This is a genomic window from Streptomyces sp. NPDC015346, from assembly GCF_043078785.1.
Lineage (GTDB): Bacteria > Actinomycetota > Actinomycetes > Streptomycetales > Streptomycetaceae > Streptomyces.
The window spans coordinates 668,642-686,957 of sequence record NZ_JBIBTW010000002.1; the positions used below are offsets into that span (position 1 = coordinate 668,642).

The 18,316-nt window shown below is 73.3% G+C and carries 19 protein-coding genes; 6 read left to right on the forward strand and 13 right to left on the reverse strand.

Going from position 1 to position 18,316, the window contains the following annotated elements; genetic code table 11:
- Window positions 1-97 precede the first annotated feature (97 nt).
- Window positions 98-1,108 carry a Gfo/Idh/MocA family oxidoreductase gene (locus ACF06X_RS08980; RefSeq protein WP_392286537.1) on the forward strand — a complete coding sequence of 337 codons (1,011 nt, stop codon included), beginning with the start codon at window positions 98-100 and terminating at the stop codon, window positions 1,106-1,108.
- Window positions 1,109-1,248: 140 nt separating this feature from the next.
- Here the strand turns inward: ACF06X_RS08980 and ACF06X_RS08985 are convergent, their stop codons facing one another.
- Genes ACF06X_RS08985 through ACF06X_RS09000 form a run of 4 tightly spaced genes read right to left on the reverse strand, consistent with a single transcriptional unit; the run spans window position 1,249 to window position 4,836 of the window.
- On the reverse strand, window positions 1,249-1,677 hold the full coding sequence (locus ACF06X_RS08985; protein WP_392286538.1) for a PaaI family thioesterase: 429 nt from the start codon (window positions 1,675-1,677) through the stop codon (window positions 1,249-1,251).
- A 4-nt stretch (window positions 1,678-1,681) separates the two neighbouring features.
- Entirely contained in the window at window positions 1,682-2,860 is a 1,179-nt protein-coding gene (locus tag ACF06X_RS08990; protein WP_392286539.1) for a cytochrome P450, read from the reverse strand.
- 9 nt (window positions 2,861-2,869) lie between these two features.
- The gene (locus ACF06X_RS08995; protein WP_392286540.1) at window positions 2,870-3,541 is read right to left on the reverse strand and encodes a response regulator; all 672 of its coding nucleotides are present in this window, start codon (window positions 3,539-3,541) and stop codon (window positions 2,870-2,872) included.
- Window positions 3,538-4,836 (reverse strand): sensor histidine kinase, encoded by a 1,299-nt coding sequence (locus ACF06X_RS09000; RefSeq protein WP_392286541.1) that lies wholly within the window; start codon window positions 4,834-4,836, stop codon window positions 3,538-3,540. Before ACF06X_RS09000 ends, ACF06X_RS08995 begins: the two co-directional genes overlap by 4 nt.
- A 145-nt stretch (window positions 4,837-4,981) precedes the next feature.
- On the opposite strand from ACF06X_RS09000, the gene ACF06X_RS09005 reads away from it, so the two are divergent.
- Window positions 4,982-5,200 (forward strand): hypothetical protein, encoded by a 219-nt coding sequence (locus ACF06X_RS09005; protein WP_392286542.1) that lies wholly within the window; start codon window positions 4,982-4,984, stop codon window positions 5,198-5,200.
- A gap of 120 nt (window positions 5,201-5,320) precedes the next feature.
- On the opposite strand, the gene ACF06X_RS09010 is transcribed toward ACF06X_RS09005, so the two are convergent.
- From ACF06X_RS09010 to ACF06X_RS09030, 5 genes are all read right to left on the reverse strand, one after another.
- Window positions 5,321-6,526, reverse strand: a complete 1,206-nt coding sequence (locus ACF06X_RS09010; RefSeq protein WP_392286543.1) for an NAD(P)/FAD-dependent oxidoreductase — start codon at window positions 6,524-6,526, stop codon at window positions 5,321-5,323.
- Between the two features lie 113 nt (window positions 6,527-6,639).
- The gene (locus ACF06X_RS09015) at window positions 6,640-7,584 is read right to left on the reverse strand and encodes an RNA polymerase sigma-70 factor (RefSeq protein WP_392286544.1); all 945 of its coding nucleotides are present in this window, start codon (window positions 7,582-7,584) and stop codon (window positions 6,640-6,642) included.
- A gap of 35 nt (window positions 7,585-7,619) precedes the next feature.
- Window positions 7,620-7,979, reverse strand: a complete 360-nt coding sequence (locus ACF06X_RS09020) for a hypothetical protein (protein WP_392286545.1) — start codon at window positions 7,977-7,979, stop codon at window positions 7,620-7,622.
- 11 nt (window positions 7,980-7,990) lie between these two features.
- The gene (locus ACF06X_RS09025) at window positions 7,991-8,926 is read right to left on the reverse strand and encodes a DMT family transporter (RefSeq protein WP_392286546.1); all 936 of its coding nucleotides are present in this window, start codon (window positions 8,924-8,926) and stop codon (window positions 7,991-7,993) included.
- A 131-nt stretch (window positions 8,927-9,057) separates the two neighbouring features.
- The gene (locus tag ACF06X_RS09030) at window positions 9,058-9,669 is read right to left on the reverse strand and encodes a dihydrofolate reductase family protein (RefSeq protein WP_392286547.1); all 612 of its coding nucleotides are present in this window, start codon (window positions 9,667-9,669) and stop codon (window positions 9,058-9,060) included.
- A 170-nt stretch (window positions 9,670-9,839) separates the two neighbouring features.
- On the opposite strand from ACF06X_RS09030, the gene ACF06X_RS09035 reads away from it, so the two are divergent.
- Complete coding sequence (locus ACF06X_RS09035) at window positions 9,840-10,583, forward strand: SDR family oxidoreductase (RefSeq protein WP_392286548.1); 744 nt, start codon at window positions 9,840-9,842, stop codon at window positions 10,581-10,583.
- A gap of 172 nt (window positions 10,584-10,755) precedes the next feature.
- Here ACF06X_RS09035 and alc read toward each other — a convergent pair whose 3' ends face one another.
- A complete protein-coding gene (gene alc, locus ACF06X_RS09040) occupies window positions 10,756-11,871 on the reverse strand; it encodes an allantoicase (RefSeq protein WP_392286549.1) in 1,116 nt (371 codons plus the stop codon).
- 4 nt (window positions 11,872-11,875) lie between these two features.
- A complete protein-coding gene (allB, locus tag ACF06X_RS09045; RefSeq protein ID WP_392286550.1) occupies window positions 11,876-13,219 on the reverse strand; it encodes an allantoinase AllB in 1,344 nt (447 codons plus the stop codon).
- Window positions 13,220-13,564: 345 nt separating this feature from the next.
- Between allB and ACF06X_RS09050 the strand changes: the two genes are divergently transcribed.
- A complete protein-coding gene (locus tag ACF06X_RS09050) occupies window positions 13,565-14,386 on the forward strand; it encodes an IclR family transcriptional regulator (protein ID WP_392286551.1) in 822 nt (273 codons plus the stop codon).
- Between the two features lie 62 nt (window positions 14,387-14,448).
- Here ACF06X_RS09050 and ACF06X_RS09055 read toward each other — a convergent pair whose 3' ends face one another.
- Together ACF06X_RS09055 and ACF06X_RS09060 are read right to left on the reverse strand one after the other, a co-directional pair.
- Window positions 14,449-15,135 (reverse strand): ABC transporter ATP-binding protein, encoded by a 687-nt coding sequence (locus ACF06X_RS09055; protein WP_392286552.1) that lies wholly within the window; start codon window positions 15,133-15,135, stop codon window positions 14,449-14,451.
- Window positions 15,132-16,217 (reverse strand): ABC transporter permease, encoded by a 1,086-nt coding sequence (locus ACF06X_RS09060; protein ID WP_392286553.1) that lies wholly within the window; start codon window positions 16,215-16,217, stop codon window positions 15,132-15,134. The genes ACF06X_RS09055 and ACF06X_RS09060 overlap by 4 nt, the downstream gene beginning before the upstream one ends.
- A 112-nt stretch (window positions 16,218-16,329) precedes the next feature.
- Here ACF06X_RS09060 and ACF06X_RS09065 point away from each other — a divergent pair, with 112 nt between their 5' ends.
- The gene (locus ACF06X_RS09065; protein WP_392286554.1) at window positions 16,330-17,685 is read left to right on the forward strand and encodes a histidine kinase; all 1,356 of its coding nucleotides are present in this window, start codon (window positions 16,330-16,332) and stop codon (window positions 17,683-17,685) included.
- Window positions 17,682-18,308 carry a response regulator gene (locus ACF06X_RS09070; RefSeq protein WP_392286555.1) on the forward strand — a complete coding sequence of 209 codons (627 nt, stop codon included), beginning with the start codon at window positions 17,682-17,684 and terminating at the stop codon, window positions 18,306-18,308. Before ACF06X_RS09065 ends, ACF06X_RS09070 begins: the two co-directional genes overlap by 4 nt.
- Window positions 18,309-18,316: the final 8 nt, after the last annotated feature.

Below are 18,316 nucleotides of genomic sequence, written 5' to 3' on the forward strand. Positions count from 1 at the left end.
GGAGCGTAGCCCGAGGAGATGATGACAGGAAGTGGTGAAGTCCGATTGTCCTGACAAATCCTTGACAGGGTGCGCGTTCGGCACCACCTTGGGGGCCATGCGCATCGGACTCATCGGAACGGGTCGTATCGGGGCCTTCCACGCGGGCGTGCTCGCCCGCCACCCGGAGGTCACCTCGCTGGTCGTGGCGGATGCCGACGCCGGCCGGGCGGCCCAGGTGGGCGGGGCGGTCGGCGCCACCGTCGCGCCCACCGTCGACGCCCTGCTCGACCACCCGCTCGACGCCGTCGTCATCTCCTCCGCCACCGCCGCCCACGCCGAACTCATCGCCCACGCGGCCGACGCCGGGCTCCCCGCCTTCTGCGAGAAGCCCATCGCCCTGGACGTACCGGGCACGCTCGCCGCGCTCCGGGCGGTCGAGAGCGCCGGCACGGAGCTGCAGTTGGGGTTCATGCGCCGCTTCGACGCCGGGTACGCGGCCGCGCGCGAGGCCGTACGGGCGGGCCGGCTCGGCCGTCTGCACACCGTACGGACGGTCACCTCCGACCCGGCGCCGCCGCCCGCCCCGTACCTGCCGCTCTCCGGCGGTCTGTTCCGGGACTGCCTGGTGCACGACGCCGACATCCTGCGCTGGGTGACCGGGCGGGAGGTCGTCGAGGTGTACGCGACCGGCTCGGACGCGGGTCCGGCGATGTTCCGGGAGGCCGACGACGTGGACACGGCCGCGGCGGTGCTCACCCTGGACGACGGCACGCTGGCGACGGCGACAGCGACGCGGTGCAACGGGGCGGGCTACGACGTACGGATGGAGCTGGCCGGCGATCGCGACCAGATCGCCGTCGGCCTCGACGACCGCACCCCGCTCACCTCGGTGGAGGCCTCGGGTCCGCCCGCCCCGGTCAAGCCGTGGCCCGGGTTCCTGGAGCGGTTCGCCCCCGCGTACGAGGCCGAACTGGACGCCTTCGTCCGCCTGGTCCGCGGCGAACGCGCCAACCCGTGCGACGGCCGCGAGGCCCTGGAGGCCCTCCGGATCGCCGAGGCCTGCGAACGCTCCCGCCGCGAACGCCGCCCGGTCGCCTTGACGGAGATCCCGTCGGCGCTGTCCTGACGGGCGGTCGGGCCGGGCCGTCGGGCGGCCGGGCGGGCGGCAGGCCGTCGGGGCGGCCAGCCGCGAGACCGGGGCCGCGCAAGCATGGGGCCGAGGAGGCCGCAGGCCCCCGGCCGACAAGCCGGTGCGCCGCCCGGGTGTCAGGCGTTCGCTGCCAGGACCGTGCCCTGGGCCACCGCGCACAGGGTTTCGGCGCCCTCCGCGTCGACCGTCAGCAGGTCGCAGCGGACCACCGCCTGGCGGCGGCCCGCGTGGACCACCTCCGCGCGGGCGAGCAGGGTGACGCCGAGCGCCGGGCGGACGTACTGGATGGAGAAGCCCGCGGTCAGCACGGCGCCGCCGAGCGCCGTGCCGGCGGCGAAGGTGAGCGCGTTGTCGGCCGCGTACGACAGCACGCCGCCGTGGACGAAGCCGTTCTGCTGCCGGAGTTCCTCGCGCAGCGGGATCTCCAGGGTCGCCCCGCCCTCCCCGAAGGCGGTGATGCGCGCGCCGAGGAGCCGGCTGAACGGCTGGGCGTCCAGGACCTTCCGGGCGAGGGCGAGGTCGAGATCGTGCGACGGGGCGGTCATCGGATCACCATCTGACGGGAAGGCGGCGGACGCCGCGGATGAGCATGCCGGGCAGCCAGTCCAACGCCCCGCCCTCCGGGTCGAGTTCCAGTCCGGGGAAGCGTTCCAGGAGCGTCCGGATCGCGATACGGGCCTCGAGGCGGGCGAGCGGGGCGCCCAGGCAGTAGTGGATGCCGTGGCCGAAGGCCAGATGGCCCCGCGTGTCCCGGTGGAGATCGAAGCGGTCGGCGTCGGGGTAGCGCGCCGGGTCCCGGTCGCCCGAGGCGAGGGAGACGAGCACCGGTTCGTACGCGGGGAGGAGCGTCCGGCCGATCCGTACCGGCTCCCGGGTGAACCGGAAGGTCGCGTTCTCCACCGGCCCCTCCCAGCGCAGCGTCTCCTCCACCACGGCGTCGAGGAGGCCGAAGTCGGCGCGGACCGCCGCCAGTTGGTCGGGGTGGGTGAGCAACGCCCGTACGGCGTTGGAGATGAGGTTGACGGTGGTCTCGTGCCCGGCGATGAGCAGGAGGTAGGCGAGAGCGCGCAGCTCGGCCAGGGAGAGCCGGTCGCCGTCCTCCGCGCGGGCGGTGATCAGGTCGGAGAGCAGGTCGTCGGTGGGTCCCGCGGCGCGCTTGTCCTCGACGAGCGCGTCGAGATAGCCGGCGAGGCCCTCGATCGCCTCGGCCTCCGGCCCGGCGCCGGTCGGGGCGACGATCTCGTTGGACCAGGCGCGGAAGGTGTCCCGGTCGGCGGCCGGGACGCCGAGGAGTTCGCAGATGACGGTGATGGGCAGCGGGAAGGCGTAGGAGTCGACGAGGTCGGCGCGGCCGGCCGGCGCCATGGCGTCGGCGAGTTCGCCGGTGAGGCGTTCCAGGCGCGGCCGGAGGCTCTCCACCCGCCGGCCGGTGAACTGCCCGGCGACGAGCTTCCTCAGCCGGGTGTGGTCGGGCGGGTCGAGCACGAGGAGATTGGGCCCGATGACCTGCTCGTCCAGCATGGTCATCCCGACGACGGACGGCGACTTGGACAGCCTCGGGTCAGCCAGCGCGGCGCGAGCCTCCTCGTAGCCGACGACCAGCCACAGCTCGGCGCCGTCCGTGGTGCGTACCCGGTGGACGGGCCCGGCCTCGCGCATCTTCGCGTAGTACGGATAAGGGTTCGCGGTGAAGTCCGCGCCGTACTCCCCCAGATCGATGACGGACATCGGTCCAGCCTATGCGCTGTCCTCGTCCTCCAGCAGGCCGGCGTCGTGGACGAGCAGGGCGATCTGGACCCGGTTGTTGAGGCCGAGCTTGGCCAGGACGCGCGAGACGTGCGTCTTGACGGTCGGGACGCTCATGTAGAGGGTCGCGGCGATCTCCGCGTTGGAGTGGCCGCGGCCGACGGCGACGGCCACCTCCCGTTCGCGCTGGGCCAGTTCGGCGAGACGGTCGGCGGCGGTGGCGCGCCGGGGCTGTTCCTGGTGTCCGGCGACGTGGCTCATGAGCTGGCGGGTGACGGCCGGGGAGAGGACGGGGTCGCCGGCGGCCACCCTGCGTACGGAGGCGACGATCTCGGCGGGCGGGGTGTCCTTGAGGACGAAGCCGGCCGCTCCGGCGCGCAGGGCGCGCAGGACCTGTTCGTCGGCGTGGAAGGTGGTGAGGACGACGACCTCGGGTGCGTCGGGGCGGGCGCGGAGCCGTTCGGTGGCCGTGAGGCCGTCGACGTACGGCATCCGGATGTCCATGAGGACGACGTCGGGGGCGTGCCGGTCGACGAGTTCGGGGACGTCCCGGCCGTCGGCGCCCTCGCCGACGATCTCGATGTCCTCGGCGCCGCCGAGCATGAGGGTGAGTCCCGCGCGGACCAGGGGGTCGTCGTCGACGATGAGCAGCCGGATGGTCATGGGGGCCACGGTAGCCAGGCGCGCAGGGCGAATCCGCCGCCGGGGGCGGGGCCGTGCTCCAGCCGGCCGCCGGCGAGGGTGGCGCGTTCGGCGAGGCCGATGAGGCCCTGGCCCGATCCGGGCACGTGCGGGACGGGGCCGGTGGGGGCCGGGTTGCGGACCTCGACGGTCAGTCCGTCGCCGGGTCGGCCGCGGACGGTGACGGTGACCTCGGTGCCGGGGGCGTGCTTTCGGGCGTTGGTGAGGCCTTCCTGGGCGATGCGGTAGACGGTGCGGCCGGTGGCGGCGGGGACACGGGGGTCGGCGGGGTCGGCGGCCGACTCGTGACCCGGGTCGAGGTCGGGGTCGGGGTCGACGTGGAGGTCGGGGTCGAGGCCGAGGTCGACGTCGAGGACGACCTCCGTACCGGCCCGGCGGGACTCCTCGACCAGCGTGTCGAGGCTGGCGAGGGTGGGCTGGGGCCGGTCCCCGTCGACACCGTCGCCCGGGGCGCGGAGCACGCCGATGATCTCGCGCAGGTCCTGGAGCGCTTCGTGGGCGCTGTCCCGGATGACGCCGGCGGCGCGGGCGACCTGCGCGGGCGGGGCGTCGGGGCGGAATTCGAGGGCTCCGGCGTGCACGCTGAGCAGCGTGAGCCGGTGAGCGAGGACGTCGTGCATCTCGCGGGCGATGGCTTCCCGGGCGAGCCGCTGGGCCTGCTCGGCGCGCAGCTCGGCCTCCGACTCCGCGCGGTGGGCGCGCTCGCGCAGGGCCTCGACGAGCTGGCGCCGGGAGCGTACGAGCATGCCCCAGGCGGTGACCAGCAGGGTCAGGACGATGCCGATCACGACGGACGCGGCCGGGTGGAGGGAGGGGTCGGGGCGCAGGAAGACCTGGGCGGTGGAGGAGACCACGGCGATCGCGCCGATGGTCGCGGTCTCCCGGACGGGGCGGCGGACGGCGACGCCGAAGAGCGCGGCGAGGGCCGCTCCGCCGGCGACCGGCGCCACCGTGCTGACGACGGTGAGGACGATCGCGATCCCGGCGGGCCAACGGCGGCGCAGCCAGAGGGCGCAGCAAGCGGCGGCGCCGACGAGCTGGTCGGCGAAGGCGACGACGTCGCTGTTGAGCTGGTCGGTGCTCTCGGCGGCGAGGAGTCCGACGAAGGCCGCGAGGAGGAAGAGGAGGGTGTCGACGAGCCAGTCGCGTACGGTCCGGCGCGGGCGGCGGCCCGGTGGGGTGTCCGCCGGGGTGCCGGCCTGGGTGTCGGCCATGGCCGAGGGAAGCAACCGGGCGTGGCGGTCCGTCCGTGTCATACGCACCAAAGTACGCAGGTGAGGGGCGCGGCGGCGGTCACGGAGCGGCGGAAGCTACCAAAGTCGCGGAAGGCGAGACTTCGGTCGCTCCGCCATGTCCGGTGGACCGACGCGGGCGCCCCGGCGGACCGATCATGCTCGGCGCATGAAGAAGTTTCTGGAGATCCTCGGCGCCCTCGTCCTCATCGGCGGCGTCTCGGGGGTGCTGCGCGAACTGACGGGCTGGTTCCCCTTCATGGGCTTCACCCGGTTCCTGACGGAGAACGTGTGGTTCCTGGACGGCAGGGAGCTGTTCGCGAACATCGTGATCGCGGTGCTGGGTCTCGTGGTCCTCATCCTCTCGGACCGGGTGAAGAAGGCTTAGGGGTGTCGCGTCGTGTCGCGTCGTGTCGGTCGAACGGCCGGTGGCGGCCGACGCGGGTCACCACGTCGGCCGCCACCGGCCGCCACGTCGGTCTCCACCGGCAGTTCGACACCGGCGAGGTCAGGCCGCCGCCTCCGCCCGCGCACGGCTCCGGGTCTCCTGCCGTACGACCCGCCGGCGCCGGGACGGCAGGCCCGCCGTCGGGTTGGCGACGCCCCAGGCCGCGCCCTTGCAGATCAGTTCCTTGTAGAGGGCGGCCATGCGGCCGGTCAGGGCACGGTCGACCGCTCGGTCGTCGGCGGTGACGAACTGGATCAGGCCGTCCTCGCGGCCGAGGGAGACGCACTGCTGGAAGTAACGGATGGGGACGCGGGGGATCTTGGTGCCCGCGAGGCGGGCGGCGAGGGCGTCGGCGGCCTGCCAGGCCATGGGGACGCCCGAGGCGCAGGACATGCGCAGCGGCTTGTCGTTCGGGCCGATCGCCATCGCGGCGTCGCCCACGGCGTACACGTCGGGGTGGGAGACCGACCTCATCGTGCCGTCGACCACGATCTGGCCCCGGTCGGTGACCTCCAGGGTGGTGGCCCGGGCGATCGGGTGGACGGCGAAGCCGGTGGTCCAGACGGTGACGTCGGCGGGCACGTTCCTGCCGTCGGCCGTCGTCACGCCGTCCGCCGCCACGGCGGTGACCGCGGCGTGTTCGTGGACCGTGATGCCCAGCTTGTCCACCGCCTTCCGCAGGTGGGCGCGGCCCTTCCGCGAGAGCCAGTCACCGAGGACGCCGTGGGTGGCCAGGGCGACGTCGAGGTCCGGGCGGGACTCGGCGATCTCGGTCGCGGCCTCCAGGCCGGTCAGGCCGCCGCCGACCACGACCACGGGCCGGCCGGCGTCCAGGGCGGCCAGTCGGTCGCGGAGGCGGAGCGCGCCGGGGCGGCCGGCGATGTCGTGGGCGTGTTCGGCGACGCCGGGGACACCGCCGTCGTTCCAACCGCTGCCCAGGGCGTAGACCAGGGTGTCGTACTCCAGTTCCTCCCGCTCCCCGGGGCCGTTCACGGCGGTGACCGTCACCGTCCTGCGGTCCACGTCCACGGCGGTGACCCTCGCGAGCTTCAGTGCCACGCCGGTGCCCGCGAACATCTCGCCGAAGGGCCGGGGCTTGAGGTCCTGTCCGGCCGCGAGCTGGTGCAGCCGGACGCGCTCGACGAAGTCGGGCTCGGGGTTGACGAGGGTGATGGTGACGTCCTGGCGGTGCAGCCGCTTGGCGAGGCGGCCGGCGGCGACGGCTCCGGTGTAGCCGGCTCCGAGGACGACGATGCGGTGCTGCATGTGCCTGCTCCTGTCTGCGAGGTTCCGCCGCTGTCTTTCGCGGTTTCGCCCCTTGAACCGGGCAGCCCGGCGTTTCCTGACAGGATCAGGATGTGAAGCACGTCACACCCTGTTCAGAGGGTGTGGAGCGGGGCCTCGCCCTGGTGCGCGGCGGCCCACAGCTCGGTCGCGCGGACGAGCTTGTCCGGGTTGACCTGGCTGCGGATCGCGGCGATGCCCTCGGCGGTGACCTCCAGGCACGAGATGCCGACGACCCGGCCGTCCACGACCGCCACGACGGCGGGCTCGCCGTTGGCCGTCGTGGCGTAGATCTCGGGCGCGCCGCCGACGTAGGCACGCTTGGCGGCGCTGGGCTTGAACAGGCCGCGCAGGAACTTGGCGACCGCGAGCGCGCCCTCGAAGCCCTTCGCCCGGGCCGGGACCTTCCCGCCGCCGTCGCCGACCGAGAGGGCGTCCTGGGTGAGGAGGTGTACGAGGGGTTCGGTACGGCCGCTGGTCGCCGCGGCCAGGAACTCCTCGACGATCCTCCGGGCGGCGGCCTCGTCGATCTCGGTGCGCGTTCTGCCGTCCGCGACGTGCTTCTTGGCCCGGTGGTAGATCTGCTGACTGGCGGCCTCGGTGATGTCCAGGATCTCGGCGATCTCCCGGTGCGGGTAGTCGAAGGCCTCGCGCAGCACGTACACCGCCCGCTCGCCCGGCGACAGCCGCTCGAGCAGGACGAGGACGGCGTACGACACCGACTCGCGCTGCTCGGCGGTTTCGGCCGGGCCGAGCATCGGGTCCCCGGCGAGAAGCGGCTCGGGGAGCCACTGCCCCACGTACGTCTCACGCCGGGCACGTGCCGAAGTGAGCATGTTGAGGCAGAGGTTGGTGAGGACCTTCGTCAGCCAGGCCTCCGGCACCTCGATCCGCTCGACGTCGGCGGCCTGCCAGCGCAGGAACGTCTCCTGCACGGCGTCCTCCGCCTCGCTCGCCGAGCCGAGCATCCGGTAGGCGATGGCCTCCAGCCGGGGCCTGGCGGCCTCGAACCGGTCCACGTCGCTCATGATCAGGGCCATGCCGGGATCCTAGCCGCCCCGAGGGCGGAACGGTGTTAGCCCTTCGCCTCGTTGAGGCGGGTGACCTCGGCGAGGTGTTCGGCCATGCGGTGGGAGACGGAGCCGCTGGTGTGGAGGACGGCGCCGACGACGGCGAACGGCACGGACACGCCGAGGAGTGCCATCAGTTCGGGCCAGTCGCGCTCCGCCACACAGCTGCTGTCGCTGTTGTGGAGGCTCTCGCTCGTGAACCGGGAGGTGCACTCGCGGCTGGACTCCCCGGCCTTGTACGGCATGAAGAGCAGGACGGCGAACCAGATCCACAGCAGGCCGGAGACGGCGAGCAGCCCGAGTCCCCAGCCCTGGGTGCGCCGTGCGCGGGCGCGGAAGTCTATGTCGTACGCCAGTGAACGCATGGATCAAGAACCTATCGGGCGCCCGCGTCGGCGGCCCGACGGCCCCAGGTCGTCCCGGCCAGGACGAGCAGGGCGCCCGCGATGCCGAGGACTCCCGGGCGGTCTCCGGCGAGCGCGATGCCGGCCGCCGCGGCCCAGAGCGGTTCGGTGCCGAGGAGGAGGCTGACCCGGGACGGGGAGGTGCGGCGCACGGCCCACATCTGCACGAAGAAGGCGAAGAGCGTGCAGAAGACGGAGAGGAAGACGAGTCCCGCCCACTCGCGCGCCCCGAAGCCGAGCGCCACCGACCAGGGTGAGGCGCCCGTGCCGGGAGCCGCCGCGAGCAGGGCGAAGACGAGGACGGCGGAGCCGAGTTGGACGGTGGTGAGGGAGAGGGAGTCGGCGCTCCGCACGGCCTTGATCCGGGCCATGGCCAGGACGTGGACGGTACGGGCCAGGGCGGCGAGCAGCATGAGCAGGTCGCCGAGCGAGGGCGTGCTGAACCCGGCCCCCTGCGTCAGCAGTACCACGCCCGCCACCGAGAGCGCGGCGGCGGCCAGGAAGGCCCGGGGCGGGCGGGTGCGGGTGACGACCGCCTCCGCGAGCGGGGTGAAGATCATGGTGAGGCTGATGATCAGGCCCGCGTTGGTGGCGGAGGTGTGGACGACGCCGTAGGTCTCCAGGAGGAAGATCCCGCTCAGCACGAGGCCGAGGAGGCCGGCGCCGCGCCACTGGGCGGGGCTCAGGGCCCGCAGTCTGCTCCATCCGGCGACGACGAGGACGGGCAGGACGACGGCGAACCGCAGGACCAGGACCGCGACGACGGTGTGGGTGGTGGTGATGCCCTTGGCGGCGAGGTAGCTGGCCCCCCAGACGACGGCGACGAGGAGCACCGGGAGGTCGGTGAGCCAGGCGCGGCGGGGGGCGCGAAGGGGGACGGAAGCGGCGATCGGGGACGCAGCGGTCATGTGCGGACCTGCTCCAACTCGGTGGGCTGAGTGGAGACTTCGGCGGCTCGCACGCGGAACGCCCACCGTACCGGGAGCGGCCCGTGGAGGCTACACCTTTCTTCCGCGGGCAGCCCCTGCCACCTGCGCCGTCACGCGTAACTGCCGTACTCGGGGCGGCCCGCGAGGTCGTAGGTGTGGATGGCGATGCCCGAGGCCGTCGTCCTGGCCTCGGTGTGACGGAAGGCCGTGGGGCGGGCGCCGTCGGTGAAGAGGCGGCGGCCCGTACCGAGGACGACGGGGAAGACGAGGAGGTGGAGGGTGTCGATCAGGTCGTGCGCCAGCAGGGTGCGGGCGAGGCCGCCGCTGCCGTGCATCTGCACCTCGCCGTCGGTGCGGTCCTTGAGCGCGGTGACCTCCTGGACGATGTCGCCGCCGAGGACGGTCGTGCCGGACCAGTCGGCCGAGGTCAGCGTGGTCGAGGCGACGTACTTCGGGAGGGAGTTGAGCTTCGAGGCGACCGGGTCGGCGGGGTCGGTCTGCTTCGGCCAGAAGCCGGCGAAGATCTCGTACGTGCGGCGGCCGAGCAGGAAGGCGGCGGGCCGCCGGAAGACCTCGTCGATGAAGCGGCCGAAGTCCTCGTCGCCGTACGGCACGGACCATCCGCCGTGCTCGAAGCCGCCGCTGCGGTCCTCGTCGGGGCCGCCGGGCGCCTGGTAGACGCCGTCGAGGGTGAGGAACTGGGTGAGGCTGAGCTTGCCCATGGCGCGGTGCCTTTCGGTTCGGGCCGGGTGTCCCCCGGTCCATCGTGTCTCACAAGCTCTGACTCCACCGCCCGGCGAAAGTCATCGGTGTCCGATTGCCGCCAGCGCCGGCCCCACCCTCCGACTTTCATTGAACCCGCAACCACTCAGCACTTTTCAGGAGGTTCGGGATGTCCACGACGATGAACGGCAAGGCGGTCCTGGTGACGGGCGGCAGCCGGGGCCTTGGCGCCGCCACCGCCCTGCGGCTGGCCCGGGAGGGCGCGGACGTGGCCTTCACGTACGTACGGGGCGAGGAGCCGGCGCGCGAGGTCGCGGCGGCGATCGAGGCGGCCGGCCGCAAGGCGCTGCCCCTGCGCGCCGACGCGGCGGACGCCGGGGACGCGGCGGGCGCGGTGGAGTGGGCGGCGGACGCCCTCGGGCGCCTGGACGTGCTGGTCAACAACGTGGGCGTGGGCGTCATCGGCCCGCTGGAGAGCCTGAGTCTGGCGGATGTGGACCGGGTGCTCGCGGTCAATGTGCGCGCGGCCTTCCTCGCCTCGCAGGCGGCGGCCGCGCGGATGGGGAGCGGCGGCCGGATCATCACGATCGGCACGTGCATGACGGCCCGTGTCCCGGGCCCCGGCGGCACGCTCTACACGACGAGCAAGTCGGCGCTGGTCGGTCTCACCAAGGCGCTCGCGAGGGAGCTGGGCGGTCGGGGCATCACGGCCAACATCGTCCATCCCGGCCCGGTCGACACCGACATGAACCCGGCGGACGGACCGTACGCGCGGGACCAGGCGGCCATGACGGCGCTCGGCCGTTTCGGGGCCCCGGAGGAGGTGGCCGCGATGGTGGCCTTCCTGGCGGGTCCGGGCGCCGAGTACGTGACGGGCGCGGAGTTCTCGGTGGACGGCGGCCACGCGGCCTGAACGTGGCGCGAGGCAGGGAGTGACGCGAGGGAAGGAGGGGAGGAGGCAGGGAGTGACGCGAGGGCGCACCGGTGCTGTCGGGCCGGTGCGCCCTCGCGGGCCGGGCGGGGTGTCGTGGCCCGCCCAGTTCGTGGTGACCCGTCGGGTCACGCGTCGGGGGTGACCCCCGTGGTCACCCGCCCAGTTCCTGGTGGCGGGCGATCAGGCGGGCCGTGCCCGCTTCGGTGAGGGAGCCGAAGAGGCGGAGGCGGGAGATGCCGCCGTCCGGGTAGATGTCGATCCGGACGCGGGAGCCGACCGCCGGGGTGTCGAGGACGAAGCGGTGGTTGGTGTCGGGCTGGAGCCGGGTCCTGGGCAGGACCTCGGTCCAGTCCTCGGAGCCCTCGGCCGCCACGGACAGCGCGGCCCAGCCGGCGCTGTTGCCCTTGAGGTAGGCCGTGTCGATCTCGACGGCGCGGATCTCGGACTCGGCGGCCAGGCTGTAGCGGATCCAGTCGTTGCCCTTGTCACGGCGGCGGCGGGTCTCCCAGCCGTCGTCCATCTTGCGGGAGCGGCCCGGCTGGATGGTGTTGGTCGCCGGGGAGTAGAAGCGGTCGGAGGCGTCCTCGACCTGGCCGCCGTTCTCGAGCGCCGCGAGGTCGAAGGTGCCGAGGACGGCGAGCCACTTCGGGTCCGGGGCGACCTCGCCGTACACGCGCAGGCGGGCGATGCCGCCGTCCGGGTGCTGGTTGACGCGCAGGTGAGTGAAGCGCTGCTCGACGTCGACGGCGAAGCCGTTGGCGGCGTGGCCGCCGATGGCGGTGCGCGGGACGAGGGTCGTCCACTTCACGTCGTCGGCGAGGAGCTCCTCGGGAGAGGGCGAGCCAGCCACGGAGGTGGCCTCGACGGAGACGGCCTGCGGGTAGTTGCCGCGGAAGTGCGCGGTGTCGATCACGATGCCGCGGACGACGCCGGGGGCGCCGAGGCGTACCAGCGCCCAGTCGTGGTCGTCCGCGGTCGGGTGCGGCTGCTGGGCGGAGACGCCACGGCGGCGGCGGGTCTCCCAGCCGTCCATGATCTTGCCCTTGTGGCCGAAGTGCTCGGGGTCGAACTCGGCCGCCTCGGGCTTGAGCATGTTCTCGCGCTCGGCGAAGAACTCGTCGTTGGCGGCGATCACGCCCGCGCCGAGGCGGCGGTCGGCGAGGTCCGCGTACTGCGTGAAGGGGAACTCCGCGGTGCGGTAGTCCGCGTACGGGTCGCCGCCGCCGTAGGGGCTGGCGTCACCGGTGAAGGAGGGTATGCCGGTCACGGGGTCAGTTGTTCCTTTCGAGGAGGCGGCCGGAGGGCTCGGCCAGGGTGCCGTTGTCGGCGATGCGCTCTCCGCGCAGCCAGGTGGACTTCACGACGCCGTACAGGGTCTTGCCCGCGTACGCGGTGATCCGGTTGCGGTGCTGGAGTTCGGCCGGGTCGACCGTGAAGGTCTCGTCGGGCGCGAGCACGGCGAAGTCGGCGTCGCGGCCGGCCTCGATGGCGCCCTTCTGCGACAGGCCCGCGAGCCGGGCCGGGGCCTCGGACATCCAGCGGGCGACGTCCTCCAGGTCGCGGCCGCGGCGGCGCGCCTCGGTCCAGATGGCCGGCAGGCCGAGCTGGAGGGAGGAGATGCCACCCCAGGCGGAGAGGAAGTCGGGGGTCTTGAGGTCGGGGGTGGAGGGCGAGTGGTCGGAGACGATGCAGTCGATCGTCCCGTCGGCGAGCCCCTCCCACAGGGCGTCCTGGTTGGCGGCCTCGCGGATCGGCGGACAGCACTTGAACTCGGTGGCGCCGTCCGGGACCTCCTCGGCCGTGAGGGTGAGGAAGTGCGGGCAGGACTCGACCGTGATCTTGACGCCTTCGGCCCTGGCGGCGGCGATCATCGGCAGCGCGTCCGAGGAGGACAGGTGCAGCACGTGGACGCGGGCGTTCAGCCGACGGGCCTGGTTGATCAGGTTCTCGATGGCGGTGTTCTCGGCGTCGCGCGGCCGGGAAGCGAGGAAGGTCGCGTACTTGGTGGCCTCTTCGCCCTTTCCCTGGGGCGCGGCGGCAAGGTGGTGCGGGTCCTCCGCGTGCACGATCATCAGGCCGCCGAAGCCGGCGATCTCGGCGAGGGAGTTCGCCAGCTGCTCCTGGTCCAGCTCGGGGAACTCCTCGACGCCGGAAGGCGACAGGAAGCACTTGAAACCGAAGACACCGGCGTCGTGCAGCGGCCGCAGGTCCTTGACGTTGTCGGGCAGCGCGCCGCCCCAGAAGCCGACGTCGATGTGCGCCTTGCTGCGGGCGACGTCCTGCTTGATCCGCAGGTGCTCGACGGTGGTCGTCGGCGGCAGCGAGTTCAGCGGCATGTCGAGGAGGGTCGTGATGCCACCGGCGGCGGCCGCGCGGGTGGCGGTCCAGAAGCCCTCCCACTCGGTGCGGCCCGGGTCGTTCACATGGACGTGGGTGTCGACGAGCCCGGGGAGCACGACGTCGTCGCCGACGTCCTCAAGCCGCGCACCCGCCGGCACCTCGGCGTCGTACGGCAGCACGGCGGCGATGGTCCCGCCGGAGACGGCGATCGACGCGGGGCGCGTCCCCTCGGGGGTGATGACGCGTGTCGAGCGCAGTACCAGGTTGACGTCCACCCGTACCCCTTCTTTTTCACCCAGCAGAATTTCAACGAACTGTTGAAGGAGTCTTCACTCAGGACGACATGTCGTCAAGGGCACACTTTCAGCATGAGGCCACGGAACCCGGGCGCCACCGGCCGTCTTGGACGTTTCCATGAAGTGGAAGAGAAATTTCGTACAGTAGAACGTAGCTCCGCACATGCGCGGAGGAGGCGGACTCCGCCGGGCAACCGCCGACACCGGACAAACACCCCTCTCGACCGGCTCTGACCGGCCCGGACGCCCCGGCCGGGGCCGTGTGTCCGGACGGACGGCCCGGTAGGCTGCTGCCTTGCCCGCCTGCCCCGAAAGGACCTTGACGTGCCGACGTCCAGCGCCAGCACCACCGACGCCGCCAAGCCCGCCGCCGCCAGCGGTGGCGTCCAGTCCCTCGAGCGTGCCTTCGATCTCCTGGAGCGGATGGCCGACGCCGGGGGCGAGGTCGGGCTGAGCGAGCTCTCCGCCAGCAGCGGGCTGCCGCTGCCCACCATCCACCGGCTGATGCGCACGCTCGTGGCCTGCGGTTACGTCCGCCAGCAGCCCAACCGGCGGTACGCCCTGGGCCCCCGCCTGATCCGCCTCGGCGAGTCGGCCGCACGGCTCCTCGGGACGTGGGCCCGCCCTTACCTCGCGCGGCTCGTCGAGGAGACGGGCGAGACGGCGAACATGGCGCTGCTCGACGGCGACGAGATCGTGTACGTCGCCCAGGTCCCGTCCAAGCACTCGATGCGCATGTTCACCGAGGTCGGCCGGCGAGTGCTGCCGCACTCCACGGGCGTGGGCAAGGCGCTGCTCGCGCACACGCCGCCGGAGGAGGTCCGCGCGCTGCTCGCCCGTACGGGGATGCCGGCCGCGACCGAGAAGACGATCACCACGCCGGAGGGCTTCCTCGACGCGCTCAAGCTGGTGCGGGACGCGGGGTACGCGGTCGACGACAACGAGCAGGAGATAGGAGTCCGCTGCCTCGCGGTGTCGGTCCCCAACTCCCCCACCGCGGCGGCGATCTCGATCTCGGGCCCGGCGGGCCGCGTGACGGAGGCGGCGACGGAGAAGATCGTCCCGATCCTCCAGCAGGTCGCCGAGGAACTGTCGACCGCCCTCGCCAACACGGCGGGCAACGGCAACGGCAACGGGCAGGGCTGAGCCGCGGTTCCACAGCCGTGAGGTCGGGGTGGAAGCGGCAGTCCGCCGCTTCCACCCCGACCTCAACGCTGTACGGGTACGGCCTCGGTAAGCCGGCCGTCTCGGACGGTCACCGTGCGGTCCGCCCGGCCCAGGTGCGTGCGGTCGTGGGTCACCAGGACCGTCGCCGTGCCACGGTCCCGGGTCAGCGTCGCCAGGAGGTCCACGATCGCCGCACCCCGCTCGTGGTCCAGCGCACTCGTCGGCTCGTCGACGAGGAGGACCGATGGCTCGTTCATCAGCGCACGGGCCAGGGTGACCCGCTGACGCTGCCCGCCCGAGAGCTGGTGCGGCCGGCGGGCCGCCAGGTCCGCGAGGCCGACCGCGTCCAGGAGGGCCAGGGCCCGCTCCCGTACCGCCTTCGGCTTGACGCCCGAGAGGTGCGCCATCACCTGGAGCTGTTCCACCGCCGTCAGCGACGCCAGCAGATTCGGCTGCTGGAAGACGATCCCGATCCGCTCCCGCCGCAGCGCCGCCTTCCCCGCCGCGTCCAGCGCCCCCGTTTCCGTACCGGCCACCACGACCCGCCCCCGGTCCGGGGTGACGAGCGTCGCCGCCACCGCGAGCAGGCTCGACTTGCCGGAGCCGGACGGCCCGACGACCGCCGTGACACTGCCGGCGGGGACCTCCAGGGAGACGGAGTCGAGGGCCGTGAGGCGCCCGTCCCCGTCCGGATAGGTCAGGGTCACATCGTCCAGGACAAGACTCATCGGGCGCTCCCGAGGGCGGTCAGAGGGTCGACGGCGGTGATCCGCCGGATGGACAGGGCCGCGCCGAGCACACCGAGCACGATCATCACGGCGGCCGGGCCGAGCACGGTGAGCGGCTCCAGGACGAACGGCACGTCCCCGCCGCTGACCAGCGCGCCGACGATCACCGCGAGGCCGGTGCCGAGCAGCGTGCCCGCGCCCAGCATCAGCACCGCCTGCCCGAGCGCGTCCTTCAGGAGGTACGGGGTCGAGGCGCCGAGCGCCTTCAGGACGGCGACGTCGCCGCTGCGCTGGATCGTCCAGACCGTGAAGAAGGCTCCTATGACGAGCGCGGAGATGACGAAGAGGAAGCCGCGCATGAGCTGGAGGGAGCCGTTCTCGGCCTGGTACGACCCTATGGCGGTGAGCGCCCCGTCGACGGTCCTCGACTCCGTGCCCGCCGCCCGGTCGCCGGCCGCGAGGTCCGCCCCCTCGCCCGTCCTCAGCACGATGACGGTGGCCTGCTCCTCTGGGGTGGTGCCGCTGTGCCCGAGCTTCTGCCAGTCGTCGAGCGCGGTCCACACGACGGGCGTGTGGCTGTACGAGGCGTCGCCCGCGACCGCCGCCACGGTGGCCTCCAGCGGCCCCAGACGTACGGCCCCGCCCACCGCCGCCCCCAGCTCCTCGGCGGCGGACGCCGAGAGCACGACGCGCCCCGGGCCCAGCCTGCCGCTCTCGGGCGCGATCCCGGCCGCCGGTTCCGTGCCGAAGGCGGAGACGGCGGCCGTACGGTCCCCCGCGGCGGCGTTGAGCGTACGGATCCCGAGCGGCTCGGCGCTCCTCACCCCCGGCCGCTGGGCCCACCGCCGCCACTGGCTCTCGGTCACGGCCGAGCTGGTGAAGGAGACCGACTGGCCGGTGGGCGGGGCGGCGAAGGCCAGCCGGTCCGCCGGCAGCCCGGTGATCGCCGAGATGTTCTCGCGGGCGAGTCCGGCGGTCAGCCCGGACAGCAGTCCGACGAGCAGCGTGATCAGCACGATCACCGTGCCCATCAAGGTGAATCGCCCTTTGGCGAATCTCAGGTCTCTCCATGCCACGAACATGGGAACCAGGGTGCGCGGCCGGAGCGGGCCGGGGCATCGCGCCACGGATGGCTCCGCAATCAAACTTTCGGTTGAGTCCGGATTGTCTGCTCCGGCCTACGCTGGGGGGATCATGGATCCGCGTTCCCTCACCCCCGTCCTGCGCGTGCTGCGCCTCTGCCTGCATCTGCTGATGGCGGGGCTGCTGGCGCTGGCCGCGCTCCGGGCCGACTCCCCCGCAGGCGTCGCCCTCGCGGCGCTCACGGGCGCGGTCTACGCGGCCGGCTCCTTCCTGCCCTCCGTACAGGAGTCGCGGCGGGCGGCCGGGATCTGGCTCGGTGTGCTGTGCGCGTCCTGGCTCGCGCTGCTGGGGCTGACCCCGGACGGGCTGTGGGTGGCGTTCCCGTTGTACTTCCTCCAGCTCCATCTGCTGCCCGTGCGCTGGTCGGTCCCGTCGGTGGCGCTGACGGCGTGCGCGGCGATCCTGTCGTACGTACGGCACGGCGCGCCGCTCAATCCCGGTGTCTTCATCGGTCCGCTGCTCGGTGCGGCGGTGGCCGTGGCGACGGTGCTGGGCTACCAGGCGCTGTACCGGGAGAGCGAGCGGCGGCGCCGGATGGTGGAGGAGCTGATCGCCACCCGGGCGGAGCTGGCGGCGGCCGAGCGGCACGCGGGCACGCTGGCGGAGCGGGAGCGGCTCGCGCGGGAGATCCACGACACCCTGGCGCAGGGCCTCTCCTCGATCCAGCTCCTGCTGCGGGCCGCCGAGCGGACGCTGCCCGACGACTCGCCGGCCGCCGGGCACATCGAACGGGCGCGGCGGGCGGCACAGGACAATCTCGCGGAGGCGCGGCGGTTCGTACGGGCGCTGTCCCCGCCGGACCTGGAGCACGGCTCACTGGCGGCGGCCCTGGAGCGGCTCTGCGAGCCGGCCGGGACGAGGCCGCACGAGGCGGGCCCGGCCGACGCGGGGCCTGCCGACGCGGGGCCTGCCGACGCGGGGCCTGCCGACGCGGGGCCTGCCGACGCGGGGCCTGCCGACGCGGGGCCGCACGGTGCCGGTCCCGAGGGGGCGGGCCAGCACCACGCGGGGCCGCGGGTGCGGTTCTCGGTGAGCGGGGAGCCGGTGGAGCTGCCGACGCCGTACGAGGTGGCGCTGTTGCGGATCGCCCAGTCGGCGCTGGCGAACACCGTGCGGCACGCCTCGGCGGCGCGGGCGGAGATCACGCTGTCGTTCATGGACGCGTCGGTGACGCTGGACGTCGTCGACGACGGGCAGGGCTTCGACCCCGCTCTGCTCGCGCCCTCCGCCGACGGCGGCTTCGGGCTGCCGGCGATGCGCTCGCGGGCGGAGTCGTTGGGCGGCACGTTCGCCGTCGAGTCCGCCCCGGGTCAGGGCACGGCCGTCGCCGTGTCCCTCCCCCTCCCCGTTCCCCCTCCAGTTCCCGCTCCCGTCCCCGTCCCTGGTCCCGCTGGAGTGTCGACATGACGATCCGTCTTCTGCTCGCGGACGACCATCCGGTGGTACGGGCGGGGCTGCGGGCGGTCCTGGCCACGGAGCCGGACTTCCGCGTGGTCGGCGAGGCGGCCACGGCCGAGCGGGCGGTGGAGCTGGCCGCGGCGGGCGGGGTGGACGTGGTCCTGATGGACCTGCAGTTCGGGTCCGGGATGCACGGCTCGGAGGCGACCGCGGCGATCACGTCCCGTACCGGCGGGCCGCGGGTCCTGGTGCTGACCACGTACGACACGGACGCCGACATCCTGGCCGCGGTGGAGGCCGGCGCCTCGGGCTACCTGCTGAAGGACGCGCCGCCGGAGGAGCTGGCGGCAGCGGTCCGTACGGCCGCGGCGGGCCAGTCGGCGCTGGCACCGGCCGTGGCGCACCGCCTGATGGACCGGATGCGGACACCGGCGGAGGCGCTGACGAAGCGGGAGCTGGAGGTCTTGCAGCTGGTGGGCGAGGGCCTGTCGAACCAGCAGATCAGCAAGGCGCTCTTCCTCAGCCAGGCGACGGTGAAGTCGCACCTCGTACACGTCTTCGCCAAGCTGGGCGTCGACTCGCGGACGGCGGCGGTGGCCGCGGCGACATCCCGCCGTCTGATCAGGCGGTAGTCGCGCCG

Coding starts and splice junctions, on each gene's coding strand:
- ACF06X_RS09010 (WP_392286543.1), bottom strand. CDS start 6,526: ATGCAGCACCGCATCGTCGTCCTCGGAGCCGGCTACACCGGAGCCGTC.
- ACF06X_RS09025 (WP_392286546.1), bottom strand. CDS start 8,926: ATGACCGCTGCGTCCCCGATCGCCGCTTCCGTCCCCCTTCGCGCCCCC.
- ACF06X_RS09055 (WP_392286552.1), bottom strand. CDS start 15,135: ATGAGTCTTGTCCTGGACGATGTGACCCTGACCTATCCGGACGGGGAC.
- ACF06X_RS09065 (WP_392286554.1), top strand. CDS start 16,330: ATGGATCCGCGTTCCCTCACCCCCGTCCTGCGCGTGCTGCGCCTCTGC.
- ACF06X_RS08985 (WP_392286538.1), bottom strand. CDS start 1,677: ATGACCGCCCCGTCGCACGATCTCGACCTCGCCCTCGCCCGGAAGGTC.
- ACF06X_RS09000 (WP_392286541.1), bottom strand. CDS start 4,836: ATGACACGGACGGACCGCCACGCCCGGTTGCTTCCCTCGGCCATGGCC.
- ACF06X_RS09005 (WP_392286542.1), top strand. CDS start 4,982: ATGAAGAAGTTTCTGGAGATCCTCGGCGCCCTCGTCCTCATCGGCGGC.
- ACF06X_RS09060 (WP_392286553.1), bottom strand. CDS start 16,217: ATGTTCGTGGCATGGAGAGACCTGAGATTCGCCAAAGGGCGATTCACC.
- ACF06X_RS09015 (WP_392286544.1), bottom strand. CDS start 7,584: ATGGCCCTGATCATGAGCGACGTGGACCGGTTCGAGGCCGCCAGGCCC.
- ACF06X_RS09070 (WP_392286555.1), top strand. CDS start 17,682: ATGACGATCCGTCTTCTGCTCGCGGACGACCATCCGGTGGTACGGGCG.
- ACF06X_RS08995 (WP_392286540.1), bottom strand. CDS start 3,541: ATGACCATCCGGCTGCTCATCGTCGACGACGACCCCCTGGTCCGCGCG.
- ACF06X_RS08990 (WP_392286539.1), bottom strand. CDS start 2,860: ATGTCCGTCATCGATCTGGGGGAGTACGGCGCGGACTTCACCGCGAAC.
- ACF06X_RS09030 (WP_392286547.1), bottom strand. CDS start 9,669: ATGGGCAAGCTCAGCCTCACCCAGTTCCTCACCCTCGACGGCGTCTAC.
- ACF06X_RS08980 (WP_392286537.1), top strand. CDS start 98: ATGCGCATCGGACTCATCGGAACGGGTCGTATCGGGGCCTTCCACGCG.
- ACF06X_RS09020 (WP_392286545.1), bottom strand. CDS start 7,979: ATGCGTTCACTGGCGTACGACATAGACTTCCGCGCCCGCGCACGGCGC.
- ACF06X_RS09035 (WP_392286548.1), top strand. CDS start 9,840: ATGTCCACGACGATGAACGGCAAGGCGGTCCTGGTGACGGGCGGCAGC.